Source organism: Acidobacteriota bacterium, from assembly GCA_038040445.1.
In the GTDB taxonomy this organism is placed as follows: Bacteria; Acidobacteriota; Blastocatellia; order UBA7656; family UBA7656; genus Onstottus_A; species Onstottus_A frigus.
Genome location: JBBPIG010000038.1, coordinates 1 through 18,809, shown reverse-complemented (window position 1 = coordinate 18,809; position 18,809 = coordinate 1). Strand labels below are relative to the sequence as shown.

11 protein-coding genes and 1 pseudogene are annotated in these 18,809 nt (G+C 52.5%); 5 read left to right on the top strand and 7 right to left on the bottom strand.

Translation table 11 applies throughout. The annotated features are described in order from the left end of the window. Positions 1–221: 221 nt before the first annotated feature. The 3 genes from AABO57_26465 to AABO57_26455 all read left to right on the top strand — a co-directional run bounded on the left by AABO57_26465 (position 222) and on the right by AABO57_26455 (position 5,678). Positions 222–2,177: an alpha/beta fold hydrolase gene (locus AABO57_26465; protein MEK6289271.1), complete on the top strand. Its 1,956-nt coding sequence runs from the start codon at positions 222–224 to the stop codon at positions 2,175–2,177. A gap of 775 nt (positions 2,178–2,952) precedes the next feature. Continuing rightward, positions 2,953–4,959 carry a tetratricopeptide repeat protein gene (locus AABO57_26460; GenBank protein MEK6289270.1) on the top strand — a complete coding sequence of 669 codons (2,007 nt, stop codon included), beginning with the start codon at positions 2,953–2,955 and terminating at the stop codon, positions 4,957–4,959. After that, complete coding sequence (locus tag AABO57_26455) at positions 4,941–5,678, top strand: CHAT domain-containing protein (protein ID MEK6289269.1); 738 nt, start codon at positions 4,941–4,943, stop codon at positions 5,676–5,678. The genes AABO57_26460 and AABO57_26455 overlap by 19 nt, the downstream gene beginning before the upstream one ends. A gap of 24 nt (positions 5,679–5,702) precedes the next feature. On the opposite strand, the gene AABO57_26450 is transcribed toward AABO57_26455, so the two are convergent. From AABO57_26450 to AABO57_26435, 4 genes are all read right to left on the bottom strand, one after another. Then, positions 5,703–10,925, bottom strand: coding sequence for a hypothetical protein (locus tag AABO57_26450; GenBank protein MEK6289268.1), 5,223 nt, complete (start codon positions 10,923–10,925; stop codon positions 5,703–5,705). Positions 10,926–11,218: 293 nt separating this feature from the next. After that, complete coding sequence (locus AABO57_26445) at positions 11,219–12,484, bottom strand: hypothetical protein (protein ID MEK6289267.1); 1,266 nt, start codon at positions 12,482–12,484, stop codon at positions 11,219–11,221. A 75-nt stretch (positions 12,485–12,559) separates the two neighbouring features. After that, complete coding sequence (locus AABO57_26440; protein MEK6289266.1) at positions 12,560–12,901, bottom strand: hypothetical protein; 342 nt, start codon at positions 12,899–12,901, stop codon at positions 12,560–12,562. After that, complete coding sequence (locus AABO57_26435; GenBank protein ID MEK6289265.1) at positions 12,902–13,651, bottom strand: hypothetical protein; 750 nt, start codon at positions 13,649–13,651, stop codon at positions 12,902–12,904. 937 nt (positions 13,652–14,588) lie between these two features. On the opposite strand from AABO57_26435, the pseudogene AABO57_26430 reads away from it, so the two are divergent. Together AABO57_26430 and AABO57_26425 are read left to right on the top strand one after the other, a co-directional pair. Further along, positions 14,589–15,959: pseudogene (locus AABO57_26430) on the top strand (IS1380 family transposase). Positions 15,960–16,628: 669 nt separating this feature from the next. Continuing rightward, positions 16,629–16,826 carry a hypothetical protein gene (locus AABO57_26425; protein ID MEK6289264.1) on the top strand — a complete coding sequence of 66 codons (198 nt, stop codon included), beginning with the start codon at positions 16,629–16,631 and terminating at the stop codon, positions 16,824–16,826. Between the two features lie 529 nt (positions 16,827–17,355). On the opposite strand, the gene AABO57_26420 is transcribed toward AABO57_26425, so the two are convergent. The 3 genes from AABO57_26420 to AABO57_26410 form a co-directional block, all read right to left on the bottom strand. Next, a complete protein-coding gene (locus AABO57_26420; GenBank protein MEK6289263.1) occupies positions 17,356–18,294 on the bottom strand; it encodes a divalent metal cation transporter in 939 nt (312 codons plus the stop codon). Beyond that, a complete protein-coding gene (locus tag AABO57_26415) occupies positions 18,261–18,509 on the bottom strand; it encodes a hypothetical protein (GenBank protein ID MEK6289262.1) in 249 nt (82 codons plus the stop codon). Before AABO57_26415 ends, AABO57_26420 begins: the two co-directional genes overlap by 34 nt. 79 nt (positions 18,510–18,588) lie before the next feature. After that, the coding region (locus tag AABO57_26410) for a glucoamylase family protein (GenBank protein MEK6289261.1) at positions 18,589–18,809 on the bottom strand (221 nt) is incomplete at its 5' end.

Sequence of the window (18,809 nt, the reverse complement as noted above, 5' to 3'; positions counted from 1 at the left end):
CGGAGTCTACCTGCCACAGGCCAGTAACCATTTGCCATGCTTCATCCTCTGCTCGCATTATTTCCATGAGGCAGAATGCCGGCTTTGGAGCAGGTGGTTACTGGTAGAACCCAGTACGAAGAAAAATATTCTTGAGGCTGGAAGAAATAGGATTGGTCACCGTCTTTAATACGCGTGGGAGAAAGTTCGGGCGAGAACTCGTTCACGGAGTCAGTAACGAGATGATCAGACTTGCGCGTATTGTGAGCATTGTTGTCCTGGTGGCAAATTCAGGCCTCGCGCAGACTGCCAACAACGGTGAGATTGCGCCAGGCGATAGTCTCGTAGTCGATGGCATTCCGAAGATACCCACGTCCCTGGCGCAAACAGTCAACCGATACACGAATGCATGGGGCTTCCGGGTGGCAGGCTGGGACCTTACCAAACGCGAACTGCTGTTCAAGAACCTAGCTGGCAGCGAAACGTGGATTCTTCGCGGAGACACACCCGGCGTGTCGCCGAAACTTTCGTTCTTCATCCCGACGGGCGTGTACGACGTGTACCACCAGCCACAGGCCAAGTACCTTGTCTACAACAAGGACACCAATGGCAACGACTTCTTTCAGTTCTACCTTTATGACATCTCGACCCGGAAAAGCACGCTGATTACAGATGGGAAGTCAAGAAACACCGAGCCGGTTTGGTCCAACCGTGGTGACATAATAATCTACAGCTCATCGCCACCGAACGGGAACGGCGTCGACCTGTCTATCATCAACCCTCTCGATCCGAAAACGGTGCGCTTGCTGGTGGAGGGCAAAGGAAACTATTTGAAAGCCTATGACTGGTCCGCCGACGACCATAAGGCTGTCTTTTGTAACTTTGCTTCGAACACAGTAAGCACCCTTTGGATAGTCGATGTGGCAACCGGAGAGAAGACCCTCCTGAGCCCAAAGAAAGGAAAGGAGGATGAGTACTACGACTATCCGCAGTTCAGCAAGGATGGGAAGGGAGTCTATGTCGTTACCGATCATGATTCAGAGTTTCGGCGTCTTGCGTATCTGGATCTCGCGACAAGGCAGTACAAATATCTGTCGGACGATATCAAATGGGATGTTGAGGAGTTCAGGCTTGCGCCTGACGGGAAAAGTTTAGCGTTCGTGTCTAACGAGGATGGAGTATCTCGACTTCATATCCTTGACACGAAGGCTGGCAAGGAGAAGGCGGCCCCTTCTTTGCCGGTAGGCGTAATCTCAGATCTACAATGGCACAGTAACTCCGTTGACCTCGCATTCAATCTCAGATCACGGCTTACTCCGAATGACGTGTACTCAGTCAACGCGAACACAGGTAAGATCGACCACTGGTACAGCGCTGCGACTGGTGGAATCGATTTCGACAAGCTGCCCGAGCCACAGCAAATCACTTGGAAAAGCTTTGATGGCAAAATGATATCAGGATTCCTCTATCGCCCGCCTGCAACCTTCACGGGCAAGCGACCTGTAATTATCAATATTCACGGAGGTCCTGAAGAACAGTATCGACCGGAGTTCGGGTATCACAACAACTATTTCCTCAATGAGCTTGGAGTTGTGCTGATCTTCCCGAACGTGCGTGGGTCCTCGGGCTACGGCAAGAGCTTTCACAAACTCGACAACGGCATCCTCCGGGTGAACGCCTGGAAGGATATCGGTGCTCTGTTTGATTGGATTAAGAAGCAGGGCGGTCTCGACGCGGATCGAGTTATGGTCCAAGGTGGCAGCTATGGAGGTTACGTGGCACTGTCTGTAGCGACGAACTACAGCGAACGCATTCGTGCCGCCATATCGGATTCAGGGCCGTCGAATCTCGTGACCTTTAACGAGAACACAGCGGGTTGGAGGCGAGATTTGCAGCGAGTCGAGTTTGGCGACGAGCGCGATCCAAAGGTTCGAGAGTTCTTAGAGCGAACCGCGCCGGCAAATAACGCCGACAAAATTAAGAAGCCGCTCTTCATTATTCTAGGAAGGAACGATCCGCGGGTCCCGGCCACGGAAGGGCAGCAAATGGTCGCGGCCGCCAAGAAGAATGGGACGCCAGTCTGGTATCTCCTTGCAAAAGACGAAGGTCATGACTGGAGCAAGAAAGCGAACCGGGATTTCAGACTTTACGCGATCGCATTATTTGTGCAGGAACATTTGCTGAAGCAGGCTCCATAACTTGGTATCGATGCAGTAGCCTTGCATCGGAAGACATACGAACTGGTTCTTTATCATTCGAGCACGCGGTTGTTGGGTGAGGGATCTCTAAGAGTTACTAGCCCCGCCATAGAACAGAAGACCCTCTGCAGCGCCGCGTTCATTTATTAGCTGACGACTCAGCAAACAATATTGACCACGTTCCCTCACGATGTGAAAGCCGTTATCAAAGCGGCGTTGAAATCCCAATCACTTAAGGAGATGCCATGAAGAAAGTCAGATCCATGCTGCTCAGCCTGGCCATCATTTTGACAGTTGGGCTTGCCTTGCAGTCGACTACCGCTCGTGCCGAGACGGGTGGGCCGCAGAATACATCTAGCTCACAATCAAGTGGAGGCTCGACTCTAACATTGGCAGAGATAGCTGCCCTCTTGGCCGCCGCGCTACGGCTGTGGTGAGCACACCAACCGTGCGAGACAATATGATGTCTTCGGGTGAGGGGAGAGCATTGCTTTCCCCTTACCGTTGACTCTAAGTTCTCTGTTTCTATCCGGGCAAACCAACCATGTTATTCAGGCCCGTTCGTTTTCTTTCTGTAGTCCTCGTTAGTCTTCAGGTGAGTATTCCGTCATCCCCGCAGTCAACAAGTACTCTGCGGATCGCTACCGAAGGCGATTTGCTCTCAGCGTTGGTGTCCGTGAAAACAGGTGATGAACTAACGGCTTTGTCATTATTGAGAGGTAACAAGGAACTTGTCACCGCGCGACTGTGCGACTCGCTGCTGCAGGCCGTGACTATGTCTTCCGCTCTAAGGGATTCAGCCAGATCGATGTTCCTCTGTAACGTCGCAAAGGCAGCGGCGACGCAGCTACAAGATAAGAAGTTTCTCGCACGCGTCTTTTACAACATGGGACGCGTTCATTTTGAACAAGACAAAATCAAAATAGCGATAGAAGAATATCTCCAGAGCAAAGCAGCATTCGAGGAAGTTAATTCGCGCAGAGACCTTATCTACATTCTGGGTGAACTTGGGACGCTACACATTTACGCGGCAGACTACGTTAAGGCTGAGCAATACTCATTGGAGAGCATATCACTCGCGGCGTCGCTGAAGAACGTTAATGATCCTGCGGGTGCATTGCCCGACAAATACGGGATTGCCTTTGCCTGGTCGAATCTTGGCCATGTAGCCAAGTGGAAAGGCGATTACGACGCCGCATTGGATAATTTCAAAAAGGCGCTCGCTTTGTGGAGGGAACTGCTACAAGGCGGTTTCCGGTCTGCCGGCAACATAGCGGATGCTTTGGTGGATATCAGTCATGTGTACCAGGTCATGGGTAACCACATCCAAACGCTCAACTATTTGTCTCAAGCGATGGACACAGCGAAGACATTGATCGATAAGGGCAGAACCGCGGCGGTGCTTAACGACATGGGTGTCTTATACATCGAACAAGGCGACTATTTGAAAGCTTCCGAATTCGTGAATCAAAGCCTGAAGATCTTCATGCAAGTAGACAACAGGCGGGAGATCGCAAGGAATCTCTTGAACATCGGAGTAATAGATTACAGGCAAGGAAAGTACGAAGCCGCATCACAGGAATTGCAGAATAGTCTGAAGAGGGCCGAGGAGATCGACGCGGTTGAAATAATCATCGCTGCCCAGGAAGGCCTGGGAGCCGTGTATCAGGCGCAGGGCGATTATGCGAGAGCGTCGGCTTGGCTTGATAAGGCATTGCCGCTTGCTCAAACAATAGGGGACAAGATTCGCACAACGGAACTCCTTTGGCGCAAAGGGCAGGTGTTCTATTCGCAGGGGGACTACGCAAGATCAAGCGCTGCGGCTAATAGCGCGGCTGATCTGGCAAGACTGCTTCGGTCGCCGCTGATGAACTACCTGACTCTAACTCTCAAAGGGAAAGTTTATCGCGCGCAAAACGAAAACGCGCTCGCGACCGAGTCTTTCACGCAGGGCATCGAAGCCGTTGAGCAGATGCGAGATCAAGTTGCAGGTGCGGAGAAAGAGCAACAACTTTTCTTTGAAAATAGAATCTCTCCCTATCTCGAAATGGTTTCGATGCTCGTCCAGCAAGGCAAAGTCGAAGAAGCCTTGAAGTACGCTGAGCGGGCGAAGGGGCGCGTGTTGCTCGATGTCTTTCGAAACGGTCGGATCAACGTTAACAACTCGTTGAGTCAAAGCGAGCGGTCGGAAGAGCGGAAACTGTACAGCGAAATGGTCGCTCTTAACACTCAGATTCGCGGCGAGAGGATGCGTCAGCAGCCAGACGAAAAACGAATAGAAGGACTGGAGACTCGACTACAGAAGGCCCGTAATGCGTATGAAGCATTCCAAGCAGGGCTGTACGCAGCACACCCGGAGGAGAAAGCTAAGCGGGGCCTCTTCCCTGTATTTACAATTGAAGATGCAGGCGAGCTCGTATCAGATAACAAAACGACAGTTTTGGAATACGTCGTAACAGACGAGCACACGTTCTTGTTTGTATTGACCAGGGATTCAACAACTTGGGGCAAAGTAAACGTTGGCGTCTACTCTATAGATATTAAGAAGAGCGCGTTATCTGCGATGGTGGAGAGATTTCGGAACCTATTGTCCACGAATCATCCGGGCTTCAGGCAGATCGGTCTTGAGCTTTATGATCTATTAATCAAACCAGCAGAACCGTATCTAAACAACAAGAGTACTGTATGCATTGTTCCTGATGATACCCTCTGGAATCTTCCTTTCCAGGCGTTACAAAACGCCAGGGATAAGTACCTGATAGCTTGCGTTCAGTACCTCTGAGCAAGAAGGAACAAAACGGCGATTCCTCGTTATCGAGAGTCCAAACAGGGCAATTCTACGCTATTGGAAACCCCGCTTTTGGTGGTGAGGCCCTAGCGCGGGCGCAGACGTTAAGGAATGCGCCTCTTGTTCCCCTTCCCGAAACGGAGAGAGAGGCGCAGACTCTTGTGGCTGAGGTGTACGGGGCGCAGGGAAGCGTAGTTCGCATTGGATCGGCGGCGCGAGAAGACACTGTTAAGGCCGAGATGGGGAAGTACAGAGTGCTTCACTTCGCAACTCACGGAGTATTCGATGATCGCAACCCGTTATATTCTTACATCGTCCTTGCGTCCGGCGGCGACTCGAGCGAGGATGGTCTCCTCGAAGCTTGGGAGCTGATGAAGATGGATCTGAAAGCCGAAATGGTAGTGCTGTCAGCATGCGATACGGCAAGAGGGCGCGTGGGCGATGGAGAAGGGATGATAGGAATGACCTGGGCGCTCTTCGTAGCCGGCGTGCCGACCACGATCGCGAGCCAATGGCAAGTTCCTTCCGAAAGCACAACGAAACTGATGCTTGGTTTTCACAAGAACGTTGTGGGCGCCGGATCAAGCGACAGGAAGATTTCTAAAGCCGAAGCGTGGCGGCAGGCTGTCTTAATAATGATGAGCGATCCGCGATATAGAATGAAGCCTTATTACTGGGCCGGATTCATTGTGATAGGCGACGGTGGCAACTAGGTTCTTTGGGGCGCCTCTGGATGCCTATACGGTTGAAACAACTCTTTGTTGAATTTCAAGTGCGGTGGGATTCTGTAGGTCAGCCATTTTTTTCAGAACACTCATGAACGCCTTGAAGGTATCAGGTTGCTGCCGCAAAGCCGTGTTGTGAGTATGCCAAGAATGATCAAGGAGCTGGACGAGGCATTCCTGAACATCGCGTTCGTTGAAGAAATCTCTGCTTGCATTTACAATGCTCGCCTCAATCCACCTAAGCGCTTCAAGCAAGATTCCATCCGCAGCACTGCTCATCAAGAATACCGAAAAGCCTGTTAGGCAGCGAGGAACGAGTAGAAAAACCGAGGCCCACCGGCAATAGTCAGGTTCCAGTGCGTCAACCGTGCCTCTTTGGTCTTCATTCCAAAGGCTGCGAACTATGTGGTCGAAGCCCATCAGATGGCACCAGATTTCACTTATGTAGTAGTTGGGCCTCGGTGACGCGAGGTCCCAGTCCGGCGAGTAAAGGGCGAAGTCAATCATCGCTTTCCACTGGATAAGTCCCTGGTCTGGCATGGGGCCGGCGCGCAATGCAACACTGAACCAATCTGTCAGAAAATGTTCTACCCAGTAGTGGCCGGGGCTACCAAGACTGAGAATAGGCCGCCAGAAGTCTTCTGGATGCTCATCTTCGTTGAGCTGTTGAACAATCCATGCAACCCTACCGAGAACCCAACGATCCCACTCGTGCGGCGTACCGTCTATCTCATTCTCGTCCTCAACTCCGGAGCTCATTGTCCAGAGGAACACATCGAGCATTTCTTTCCAAAGGGCAACCCATTCCGAACGTTCGGTCTCATTGTGTGCCTCGCTAAGCGCAGGTAGCCATGAAAAAATTGATTGGATTATGGCTAAATCGATCTTGGGGAATTGCCTGTACCTTTTGCGTCGCCCTGACCTTCTATGTTTGGCCTCTTCCTCTTGTTGCAAAAACGAATGACTCCATCCGCGAAGTAGTATCTTAGTGGTCCCTTTGATGAAGGATTGGGTCTCACGCTCTAGCCACTCAGCTTCATCAAACTCCGGTTGCTCGGGGTGACGGTAACGGCCTATCTCCCACCTCACAGAAGACCAAAACACGAGAAAGTTTTGCAATTGACTAAAGTGATCTCCCAGCAGCACCCGCCGTTTGGCGGCCGACTGACAAAGGGTCGCTACAGTCTTGTAGTGGCTATTTAGGGCTAGCGAAACAACGCTCTCGCGCACAATGGGCTCATCAGGATTCTCTGACCATAGAATGGGAACCGCTCTTGCACAGAAACTATGCCATGCCCAATCATAGGCACTAACGTCAGAATCAAATTCTCTACTCGGCGGTGGATTGCGAGTTGATTCAATCAGCCGTTGGGTACAAAACTCTTTGTGATCGGGGTAGCGCTTCAACCAGTCGCTATGATACTCAAGGAGTACAGCAATACCCCCGCAGACAGCATCATCTATTCTACGAACAGATTCATCAGGGCTATCACCACGGAAGAGCTTCGAGATGCGCTGAATCTCATTCCAGAAGTCTTCTATCGAATCCGCTGGCAGAGGTTTCCCGCCTTCTAGAATCGCCTTGCACCGTACGGGGAATTCCATCAACTGAAGTTGACGTGCCGCCTTCTCGGATTCGTCGCGATGCTTGTCCTGAAATTCCTTTGGCGCCTCGTAAATCCATTCTGTTCGGGCATCTGATCTCTCCTCGATTTTATAGTTGCCTATTTCAAACCTTGGAATGAGCCATTCGAGATGATGTGCAAGCCAGTCTTGGCGCGTGCTGTTTCTAAGCCGCTCTAACCAGTTCGTGCGTGCTTGATCAAAAAAAGGCCTCGTTTCGGACGCATTTAGGTAGAACCACCTTGCCCAATCGTGGAGCGTCGTTTGTCGGTGAGGCATGCTATGCCACTCTGAAGCTGCTTTGACGAGAAAGCTGCTCTGAAATGTCCAACTGATCATCGAGTAGTAGTCCGCCTGTTGTGCGCCGTACTGGAATTCCCAAACATGAAACTCAGGGATAGCGAATAATGGTTGTAGAATTCCGCTAAAAAGCGAAGGCTCGTTCCGACCAACGGCACTGAGCAATCCGGCGAATGCGACGGACTTGGAACAACGAATGATGGTTTCAACAAAGGGAACAAGATTCTTCTTTTTCTCTGTTTCTTCATAGAACCACCTTTCCAAAGCCATGAGCGCTGAAACGACCGAGTGCGGGCATCTTCCGCTGTCTCGATACCAATAGTAGACATGTCCGTCTCCCGCCCATTCTTGGACACCTTCTGGCAGCGGTACGACCACAAAAGGCGCGGAGTATCTTTCAGTATTTCGCTCTTGGGACCAACGCTCCGTCGCAAAGTTTACTAACCGCAATATCGTTTCCAATCCTTCCTTAGGTTGGGCTCTCAGGAATTGAAGAAAAGGCCCCCGAGTGTAGAACGGAGGGTGCCAGCCAGGAAGGTACTGAAATCCATCAAGGTTGAAGCTTTGGGGATGGCGATTGTGTTCGTAATACTCTTCCGGCTCCTCAATGAGGTTGGCAAGAATCACTTCTCGTGCGGCATCGGGATTGGCGTTGATTAAAGGAAGAAGAGAATCGGATTCCAAGCAGACATTGTGAAACGCGCGGTCGACTCGGTCCGTGGGGCCGTCCGGCCATGCATCAGTCTTCCTTGTCGCTCCGAAATGAGGCGTTGGATCTGGGATGCCGAGTGCGTTTGAGTCGGAACGCCATTCATCGTCTTCCTCAACCCTGGCTCGAACCCGACAACTTGCCTCTAACGCGAAATTCGTGACTCGTTCAGTAAGATCGGTTGCACCTGCCAACACTGCCCGGTAAATTGCTTCATCGATTTTGTCTTCGACTATTACAATGCCATCCTGCCGTTTGAATCGATTGATATGCTCGCCCGCCGCTAATGCAATCTCAGCCGCCTCCACGCGGAGCGGCCAGTTTTCGGCTCCAAGACGCAGCCAAGTATTCACTAAGTCCGACACGGGCTTAATCGCCATATCGATCACCTGGCCTAAATGATTGTGGAGGAAGCGCAGCATTGGCAACCAGTAGGGCCAATACGGGATCCGATTAGTCAGAGCCGCGTCCGTATCTGAGTAATCGTCGATCATCTTTGACACTACGAGCACCATCGGATTGGCAAGTGTAGCGGTATGATGAAATCGTCTTAGCAGTCTACGGAGAAGCACCCCGCTGTCGTTTGCCAGGTCAGCCCACAGGCGCTCCAAGATTGACTCTGGATTAGCGGCGAAGATCGTAGATTCGAGAATCAAGTCTTGTTCAAGAGTGCCCTTGCCGTCATCAGAAGCGAAGCTATTCAGGAGATTTCGCCAACGCGTTAGGTTTGGTTCCAGTTCAAGGAGATGCAAGCTGTAAAGCCTGAGCGCCCGGTGCCATAACGGCGAAGTCATGCGATGTGATAGATACTCCGATAAGGAGTCGGCATAGGAGAGGAGTATCCGTTGCCTTGCCCAGTCGCCGTACAAATCGTGATCAAAAGAAAGCTGCTCGTCACGCATTCGGCAAATTCGGTCTCGGACGAGTCCAGAGACCGAAGTCTGATCAGCGATAGGAAAGGTCCCGCTTGAAGTTTGGGCGCGTAGATCATCTCCCTGTTTTTCAGCCAGCAGTTTTAGAAAGCCGGCGCGCGTGGCTCCATCAGGCTTATTCAGGACTTCTGTCTCCCAGAACCACTTGATAAGGTTTGACTCCCCGACCCATTTACTTGTGTCCAAGGGCGCGATATGTAGGTGTGTAGCGAGCAAATCCAGAACTTTCGGCTTCAGCAGGAGTCCCTTCAAATGCCGCTGTAGACGTAATTGTCCAAGTGATGGAAACGCTTTCCAGACTGGAGCAAGATCTAATTCAGGAGGCTCGCTCAAGTCCAGAATCTGCCAGCCAGATGTGGAGACATTCACGGCCGCAAGCTGTATTTGAATTCTGTCCCACTCTTCGGGCTGAACAGTTAGGAGAAGTCGCCATGGGCTTGTTTCTAGGCCGGCTTCAACGTACTGGAGCAGGACGGCGAAGTTACGAAACGCCTGCTCTGAAAACACGCGGTCGATGCCATCAATCACGAGTGATGCATCGGAGTCGGTGGTACATCGGAGCACATCCCGCAGGGGATTCCTCAGTCCCAAGTGTGTCTCAAAGTTAGTGAAGTCGCTCGTCTCAAAACTCTTGGCTTCCCACCACAGTACTTTGGCTTGAGACCCGGCTTCTTCAGCCCAAAGTTTTGTTAACACTGTTTTCCCGCAACCAGACGGACCACGAATTACCACAGCCTTCCGCCGTGCGAGTTGCTCACTCAGTCGGTAGCGATCAGCTGACCTCGAGATCGAAACGATATTCCCGATTTTGTCCGGTATGACCGTAAGGTTGATCTGCGTCAGCTCTGACAGGCGCTCCCAATCAACTTGATGCTCCGGGAAGTTCTTGAGTCGGAACTTATATCGGACCAGGTCGACAATTCCTTTGAAGTCGATGAACCCTGCTCTGGTTCGATGACCCTGCCCAATTCTTCGAAGCTCCTCCCACAGGAGTATTGCTTCATCCAGCGAATTGCTTTTGAGGACATCACGACAATTCCTTACGGCATCTTGGTGACGAGTTGAAGGCTGTCGCTCAAAGTCAAATTCAAGGTGTATAAGACGCTTTAGAAGTTCGCCGGTGTTTGTGCAGTCCTCGGGGTACTTCTCCTTGAATTCAACGGGACATTCAAAGCTTGAAAAAAGCTTCGCTTCCATCTTGGACATGAATCCCGGAACACTCGCCCGATGCGCCAACAGCTTCGAATCTTGTTTGCTTGCGGCCCCTACGAGGTGCTGAATCGAATCGGACAACGGGGTCGGTAATGGAGCCGTAATGATTCCGAGCCAGTCACACTCGACATCAAAGACCGCTGTTCCCGCGTGCAGAAGTTGTTCCCAAGCAGTTACTACGAATTCTCTGGGAGCGGATTGTGAGGTGAACTGTCTGTTGCTCTTCACTGAAAACGGACAACGCCTTGTCACACCGTGCGGAGTCAAAGTAAGCAATATATCATCGAGCAACCAACCATCGGCTCTTGCTTGAAAGTCTAGGCGCGCGAGCAGCCCGAGGTCCGGGGAAAGTGGTGGCTGACCGCCTAGAAGGCACGAAAAAAAATAAGCGACAACGTCATCCTCGAAGACGAAACCGCCGCCGCTTGTAGGCTTTGGTGGAGCTACTTTCTTGGGCATGAGCTTCAGTACTCTGGGCTTTGAATCGCGGCCTCGCGACCGTCGTAACCATAGCAAGAATAGCAGAGGCCCTTAGAGAAGTACGATAGCGCGCTTATTAATCAAACTACTTGGGGTCCTTGCAGTTATAGCGTAGCTACGCATTGACTCGTCAACGCGAAACTCACCACGCGGAATCCACGGTGCGAGACGCATCTGGCTGTAGTCTCTTGGCTGGGCCGTGGCTGTCATATCAAAAGCGCGGCTTCAGTTAATGGTCGGCGAGTTTTGTTGTGGGAGGCGATGGCGGCAAACTACGGCTGTATGCCACGCCACGATCTGACTGTTTGAAGCAAGTTCTTCACGCGATCGTCGTGTGGGTGAGCGACGAGGTAGGCCTGGAATTCTTTCTCAGCCTCGTCCAGCAATCCGGCTTCTGCATAGAGAACTCCACGGGCCGCGTGCGATGTAGTTCTACTGACCATGCGATTCAGCTTACGCAGCTCGGGCTTTCCAAGTATCTTGAACTCTGCGCGAGCGGGTGACGCCGGCGCGATAATCTCTTGCCCATCCTTTAGAGCAGTCACCGTCCAGGTGTAAACGATTCCGGCTTCGAGTAGATCAGGCATCGACCACTGAGTTTCTTCGAGCGGCTCACTCGTTTCAACAAGGTGGAGGTCAGCGTCATAAACCGACACCTTGTAGCTTGTGGCTCCGTTTAAGGTGGTCCAGGAGAAGGTCGGGCGATCATTATTTATCAAAGTCGTGAACGGCCGAGCGATGGTGAAGGATTGAATGGAAGCGCGATTCCCGCGAATCGCTATCGCCGGCGTCCTGTCAAGCATCTCGATCGCAGGCGGCATTGTCAGATTCTTGGCTAACAGCGCTCGCTCGATCTCATCCTCCTGGCGTCCGCCTCCGTGCTCGTGTGAATTGGCAGCCGTCTGCCATGGCGCCGCTTCGTCAATCTTATGATCGATGTCGGAGCCTACGCCTGGACCCGGTTGAATCGGCATCGGAGTTGGATGGGGGGAGGGATCAGTCGAACGCGTCTCTGGCGGAGGAACTCCCGCAAGCTGAGGTTTCTCAGACCTCGGTTGCAGCACGGCCCATATGATGAGCGCCAAGCCAAGTAGCAGTACAGCAGCGGCGGCCAGTTGCAAGCGAGGCGAGGAGATTGACTGGACGCTGGGAAGGTATCTGCTCCACGTCGATGGTTCCTTCCGGCGCGCGCCCATTCTCACACGAGGATTCTCCAAGCGATATTCGAAAGCGGCTGATGCCGTCTCCATGCACGAGCCGCACTCCTCGAGATGCAAACTGGCACATTCAAAGTTAAGCTCATCCATCCGGCCCTCAACGTAGGCCGCCAACTCTTCGCCCTCAAGATGCCAGCCTTTCAACCCGGCAAGCTCATCCAGGTCGATCTCAATAGGAAACCGCTTTTGTAGTTCGGCCAGAAAGTCTTGATAGCAAGACGCGCAACTGTGCACATGCTCACCCACTCTGTCGAAATCGTCCCGGGTCAGCCTGCGACGGAGGTAGTCCCTTATCTCTTTAGTTGACAGGTGTGTATCCATATAAACCGTCATAGCGCTTCACAAACGACCACGTACCGTGCTCTATAATGAGACGGTGGCGGAGGGGAATTCTTCCTACTTCGGCCATTTCTTTTGCGCGATTATTTCAGCTAGTAGCGATTTCAACCGCTTACCAGCCTTGAAACGGAGCTTGTAGACGCGTTCGAGCGTGACCCCAAGTTCTTTACTGATGGCTTCGTTGTCGAGCGGTAGCCTCGTCAACCTGAGATCTCGAAACTGATCCATCCTCATTCGCAACAGCACCGCTATCTCCACCTCTGTTGCGATCTCGGCTGCCAGGAACAAGTTGATCAGATCTTCCCCTGAGCTATCCCGCGCATATAGCAAATAGGCTCGCAACTGATCGTGGGGGAGCTCTTGCAGGCCCTGCCAGATTCGCGTCAAGGGCTCCCGCATTTAGAGCACCGAATCGACGCGAAGCTTTGAATCTTGAAGTCGCAAACTCAAGCTGGCCCCATTCGCGTCGAAGGAAGCAACTGCCACATCCTTAATGCCTCGGATATCCGATACGATGTTGACCAGATCGGTTAAGCTGAGCGGTTCTCCGACCTTCGTGAAGATCGACGCGAGCAGAGCGTCGATCTCCATGCCTTGAATGTCACCTTGAGATGCAAGAGCCTCCGTCAGAGTCTCGGGATTCTCATAGAACTGTCGTAGCCATGCGGTCGAATCAGATGAACTGGTTCGACCTCGCCAGTAGTGAAACCCGCATAGCCACTCACCTTTGTTCTGGTCTTCAGTTTTCCACAATGCAAAATCCGGATGAGCTTGAAGCAAATCACGAATCTTTTTATGGAGCCGAGTGCGTGTTGGGTACAACTGGCGGAAGTGGTCGTGGCAAGTATTGTGAGTGATCGCCGCAGCGTACCCACGGAAATCCTCGCACGGAGTAGTTCGCAGGCCCTCCTTCAGTTCATACAAGTAGGTGAGCAATCTTGTTTTCGTCTCGCTGTATAGATCCTCAAAATCTGCACTATGCTCTTGACTGTTTGGGTAGGAACGGAGGTGAGCCATAATAATGCCCCTTATGCGCCCTTCCGCGTATTCCGACAATAAAATCATGAGTTCGCGCTGCGACTCGGCAGAGTCCTGAGCCATCAAGAAAGGTTGCAGGATAACGTCGTTGACTGTTACGTCAGACGGCATAGATTCCCCCTGGTGAAAGCGTTAAACCCATCGTCGTCAGCAAAAGATATGGAGTGGTGGAAAGTAGGTCCCGCGTCCTAAAGCCATGCCTGGCTTATTGAGCACGAGTGACTCAACGACCGTGATGGCTTCAAGGGTCCTAAAGAAGAAATGAACTAGACCTACCCAACCCATTGCTCGGCAAAGAACGAACAATCCCACTCAGCAAGGCAATCGCGATGTTTGAGACTCGCTTTTTCGCGGGAGGTGAGGTCCCTCGATACTAATAGACGGTGAGGCGCCTAAGATTTGCCGCTAAAAATACCGCAGATGTTTATGTTGGGTCAAGGAATGGGACTTTGTTTGATGAGGTCATAATGCGTTGTTGGAAAAAGATAGTCGGATGCAATCAAGAGCCTGCCACTGACATAATGCAGTTGTGGGAGAAAGGAAGACGAAAATGCGCTACACTTCGCCTACTACAACTTTTGCACGGTGCATCAGAGCTTGAGGGTCACGCCAACGATTGAAGCGGGATGCGCAGATCATGTCGGGTAGTTGAAGGAGCTACTTGCAGCCTAATACCCCCGGTCGCTCCTATCGCCCACGGCGGGAGTAGCCGTAGCCGCCGCCAAAGAGCAGGAGCAGTACGAGGATAACAATTATTATTGTCGTGGTGCTCATGATCGCTACCCTACCACAGTTCCGCACTGTCGTCCATCAGTCCCTGATCCGTCGATAAGGGGCGTGAGGGTAGTGGGCGGATGACAGTTGAAGTATGCGGAAGAGCCGACAGCGATGGAGTGAAGCGGCTTTGGAAGAAATAATACGTGGATCGACATAGATTTCACCCGTTGGGTGCATCGCCATGCTAAATTGCAGGTGATGAGAAAACAGAACAAACCATCTCCGACAGAACTACCATTGCCTTTCAGAACTCGACGTTGAACCAGCTAAAGAAACTTGGACCGCACGAGGCGGCATACCGCTGGTAGTGCAAATGTGCCGGGCGCTGGGGTTGCCGACAAGCGTCAGTCGTAATGTGAAGATAAAACAGCGTCAGCGGGGCTTCGACGAGGCGACGTTCGTTGAAAGCTTCGTGATACTCAACGCAGCAGGAGACGACTGTTTGGATGACTTCGACTACTTGCGAGAGGATAAAGGGCTGGCAGAGTTAATCGGTCACGAGCTTCCATCGTCAGCAGCGGCGCGGAAGTTTCTGTATGAGTTTCACGACGAACAGGAAATCAAGCAGGCACAGCAGCAACTGCTGCCAGGCGAGATTGCATACACTCCTGGCGAGAGCCAGGCGCTGCGCGGCCTTGCCGAAGTCAATCGAGACCTGGTTCGGGCGGTGGGTCAAAGATGTGCGGACCAGAAGATCGCAACAATTGATCAGGACTCGACGATCATCCAGAGTAGCAAACAGGAAGCGCAACCGACCTACGAAGGCGAGCGTGGATACCAGCCGATGCTGGCGGTTTGGGCTGAGGTGGATCTGATCATAGCCGACGAGTTCAGAGACGGAAACGTGCCGGCAATCATGAAGCCGCTGACAGTAGCTAAGCGAGCATTTGCTGCTCTGCCGGCAACAGTGGAGACGTTTTACTACCGAGGCGACTCGGCCTGCCAGGAAAAGGAATTGATCGGTTGGCTGAGGAACGAAGAACGCCATGACGGCCCGCCCGGGTTCATTGGCTTTGCGATCAGCGCGCGCATGAACCCGGCGTTGCGCGAGGCGATATGCTCGACGGTTGAAGAGAAAAGCTGGGAGCGGCTCAACAGCCGGGACCCATCGATGATACGCGAATGCGCGGAGGTGGTGTTTGTATCCAACCACGAAGCCGAAAACAAACACAGCAAGCCTCTGCGTTACGTGACTATCCGAATGCGCTTGCGCCAGGGAGAGTTGTTTGGAGATGGGAGTTCGGTCAAGCACTTTGCGATCGTCACTAACATATGGGACTGGAAGCTTGAGAAACTGATCGACTGGCATCGTCAGAAAGCAGGCACGATCGAAGCGATCCACGACGTGATCAAGAACGAACTCGGAGCAGCAGTGATGCCTTGTGGAAGGTTCGGAGCGAATGGGGCTTGGCTGAGGATGGTGGTTATAACGAATAACGTTTTGACGGCGCTCAAGCGGTTAGCCTTGCCGCCCGAGTTGTTGACTGCGCGACCGAAGCGGTTGAGGTTCTTGATATTCAACACGGCGGGACAGGTACTCCATCACGCGCGGAAGATGGTGTTGCGATTGGCCACGACTAAGGAGAGGCTGGCTGAGTACTGGGCAGCAGCAATGAAGGCGATCATACCGGCTACTGCGTGAGCTAGATGGTGGCAACAAATGCTACTCACATTTGATTCAACCGCACAAGATGGTTTGGAGCCAGCAGTGTGCCCGCGAAACACGACTGTGGCTCAAAAGGAGATACATAAACCGATGGGTCCCCAAAAACTGGTTGATCACGACCGTCAATTCGTTCAACTAGCTAATCTCCACGCGAGCCACGCCAATCTCCATCCTCATCAACCCTTATCGACGGATTAGGGTCAGTGTGGAGGAAAGGAAGGGAGTAGGCCAAATCGCAGGTGGTAGCGCCGAAGCAAACAACCCGTCTGAATTCCGGAGTCGCCATTCTTGGCTCTTTTTCGTTTCTGTTTTTTTCTCCAGGTACTCGGTTCTCTAAGATCTGCAAAGCCTGGGAGGATGTCGCGTATTGGCTTTTGCAGGAGTCAAAAGTGCAGTATTCAGAGGACCCGGTCGTGAACTATGGCTTCTGTCGCGGCATTGAGCCGGTGACATATGTGAGTTTGATTCTTAAGCGGTTTGAGCAACTCAGAAGGTTTGTCACGGCATAATCCTCTATTTCGTCCACTGACTAATCCTCATCAGAAAGCCACTCGTTCGGACCTCTTATTTCCACGGTTGTCCAAATTGAACGGTGATGGATTCGAGATAGGAGTATTGTACTTACCACGAACGGAGGCTAGAACGATGACAGATAGAGTCGTAGAAGTAGTTCATTCCGATGGCGGCGGCGCCAGCGGTGCGTTGATCGTGTTGGCCGTTGTGTTGGTATTGATCGCGGCGACTGCCGTCCTTTATTTCGCCGGCGTCTTCAGGCGCGGACCTGCAAAACATGAAATTGATGTCAACATCAATAAGCCAGGCGTCGTGCTTCAACTACGCTAGCTTATTCTAGGCAAGAGAATCCGGAATTTGAGACGAGCTAGATAGGCCGGGTGGTGTAGCGCCCAGGCTGGAAGGAGTGAGTATGAGTACCATGACAATACTGATTGTTATCGTGGTTCTGGTTCTGCTCTTTGGCGGGGGCTTTGGCTACCGTCGTTGGAGGACCTAAACAGTTTCGCTGCAACTGAAGGGGCTGCTTGAGGGCAGTAGCAAAACGCGCGACGGGATTAAGTCCAAGTAAGGCGAGACAGGACAGCAAAGGTGCAGGCGAAAGAATCTGAGAAGACTTGCATCGCTAAAGCGCCGAAGAAGTGATAATCGGCTAGATACCGACTTGAAAGAAAGCCGGCTCTCAGGACTATCGCCTCATCCTCTCTCGGTGGGCTGACTAAAGCTCAGATTCTCCCGCCCACGCGAAAGAGTCGGGGTTGACCCACATAAGCGGCTTCTACGGGCAAGGTGGGATTATTTCGACAATGGCTGGTAGCAACTGAACGGTGAAATGAACGTAGCTCGCGTACATCGGAGATCACATCGTTGCGAACATCCCCATCGCTGCCGCCGACATGATCGCCGCCGTAGCCCAGCCTAGCCACTTGAGCACGGGAGGATTGACTCTCTTGCCCATCACCTTTTTGTTGCTGGTCAAAAGCACAAGCAGGACGATCAACGGCGGCGCGAGGACGCCGTTCAAAACCGCCGCCAGGAACAACATCTTCACCGCGTGGATTCCGACATAGTTTAGAGATAACCCCAGCAGCATCGACACAGCCACGACTGAGTAAAACTTCTTTGCTAGTCGCGGCTTGTCTTCGAGCGTTCCGCGCCACACGCGCGCTTCGGCAATGGCGTAAGCCGCCGCGCCCGCCAGTACGGGCACGCCTAGCATTCCCGTGCCTATCAATCCCAACGTGAAAAGCATGTAAGCGAAGTTGCCGGCAACCGGCTTGAGGGCCTCGGCCGCCTGCTGCGCAGTCTCGATGCTGGTTTGACCATGAGCATGCAAGGTCGCGGCGGTGGTCAGAATGATGAAGTACATCACCAGGTTTGAGAAAAACATTCCTGTGAGCACGTCTGTTCTCGATTTGCGAAGAGATTCAACAGTCGCGCCTTCACGCTCGCGAACTGTGCGCTTACCCATCTTTCTCTCTTCTTCCACCTCCTGCGAGGCCTGCCAGAAGAAAAGGTAAGGGGATATAGTAGTTCCCAGGATCCCGACAAACGCTGCCAGATAATTGCTCGACCACTGGATATGGGGAACGAAGGTGGACAGTAAAACGGCTCGCCAGTCAGGATGTGCGAGAAACGCTGCGATGATGTAGGCGAATAGGACTAGCGTGAGCCACTTGAAAACTTTGGCTATGAGACTATAGGAGGTCCAGAAGAGCAGCGAGACGACCAGCACTGCGTAGACAGGCGTCCAGATGAAATGACTTATGCCGGTAACCATGCTGGTGGCTTCAGCCATCCCGCCAAGATCGGCGCGGGAAATGAGAAGAGCGCGGTCCAGAGCGGCGCGTATCCGAACGAAGCGCCCGTCACTGAGTATGTCGAAATGCCGGAAGGGTCGTCGTCAGCCGCGCCCGTAATCAAACCGGGACCCAACTCACCAAAGAACCGTCTAACACCGCGAGGAGCGACGGCCTCAAGCGGGCTCTTTTTCTTCTTCTTTGCTTTTGTCATCGAAGCGCCTTCAAAAACGAGAGCATCTTAGCGTGGCCGTCCCTTTGATGCCACCGATCCGGGCCGGATATGACTTGGCCTATTCAACGTCGCGCAGCCAGCCGCCGGTGAAACCTGCGCGGCGAAGCCCGTCGATGATGTAAGGACAGCCACGCATCAGGCGCCAAAGAAATCCTGAGCGATAGTTCTCAATCATCAAAACTATCGGACCTTGATCCAGACCGTAGTAGCCCTTTGAGATCCATTCCTTGCTTTGCGCCGTCGAAAACGTCGGATTGAAACTGCACTTGAATCCGTACT

Bases quoted from the DNA above. Each gene is read 5' to 3' on its own strand.
- AABO57_26425 (MEK6289264.1), top strand. From the start codon at position 16,629: ATGACAGATAGAGTCGTAGAAGTAGTTCATTCCGATGGCGGCGGCGCC.
- AABO57_26465 (MEK6289271.1), top strand. From the start codon at position 222: ATGATCAGACTTGCGCGTATTGTGAGCATTGTTGTCCTGGTGGCAAAT.
- AABO57_26445 (MEK6289267.1), bottom strand. From the start codon at position 12,484: ATGGATACACACCTGTCAACTAAAGAGATAAGGGACTACCTCCGTCGC.
- AABO57_26420 (MEK6289263.1), bottom strand. From the start codon at position 18,294: ATGGCTGAAGCCACCAGCATGGTTACCGGCATAAGTCATTTCATCTGG.
- AABO57_26450 (MEK6289268.1), bottom strand. From the start codon at position 10,925: ATGCCCAAGAAAGTAGCTCCACCAAAGCCTACAAGCGGCGGCGGTTTC.
- AABO57_26460 (MEK6289270.1), top strand. From the start codon at position 2,953: ATGTCTTCCGCTCTAAGGGATTCAGCCAGATCGATGTTCCTCTGTAAC.
- AABO57_26415 (MEK6289262.1), bottom strand. From the start codon at position 18,509: ATGACAAAAGCAAAGAAGAAGAAAAAGAGCCCGCTTGAGGCCGTCGCT.
- AABO57_26435 (MEK6289265.1), bottom strand. From the start codon at position 13,651: ATGCCGTCTGACGTAACAGTCAACGACGTTATCCTGCAACCTTTCTTG.
- AABO57_26440 (MEK6289266.1), bottom strand. From the start codon at position 12,901: ATGCGGGAGCCCTTGACGCGAATCTGGCAGGGCCTGCAAGAGCTCCCC.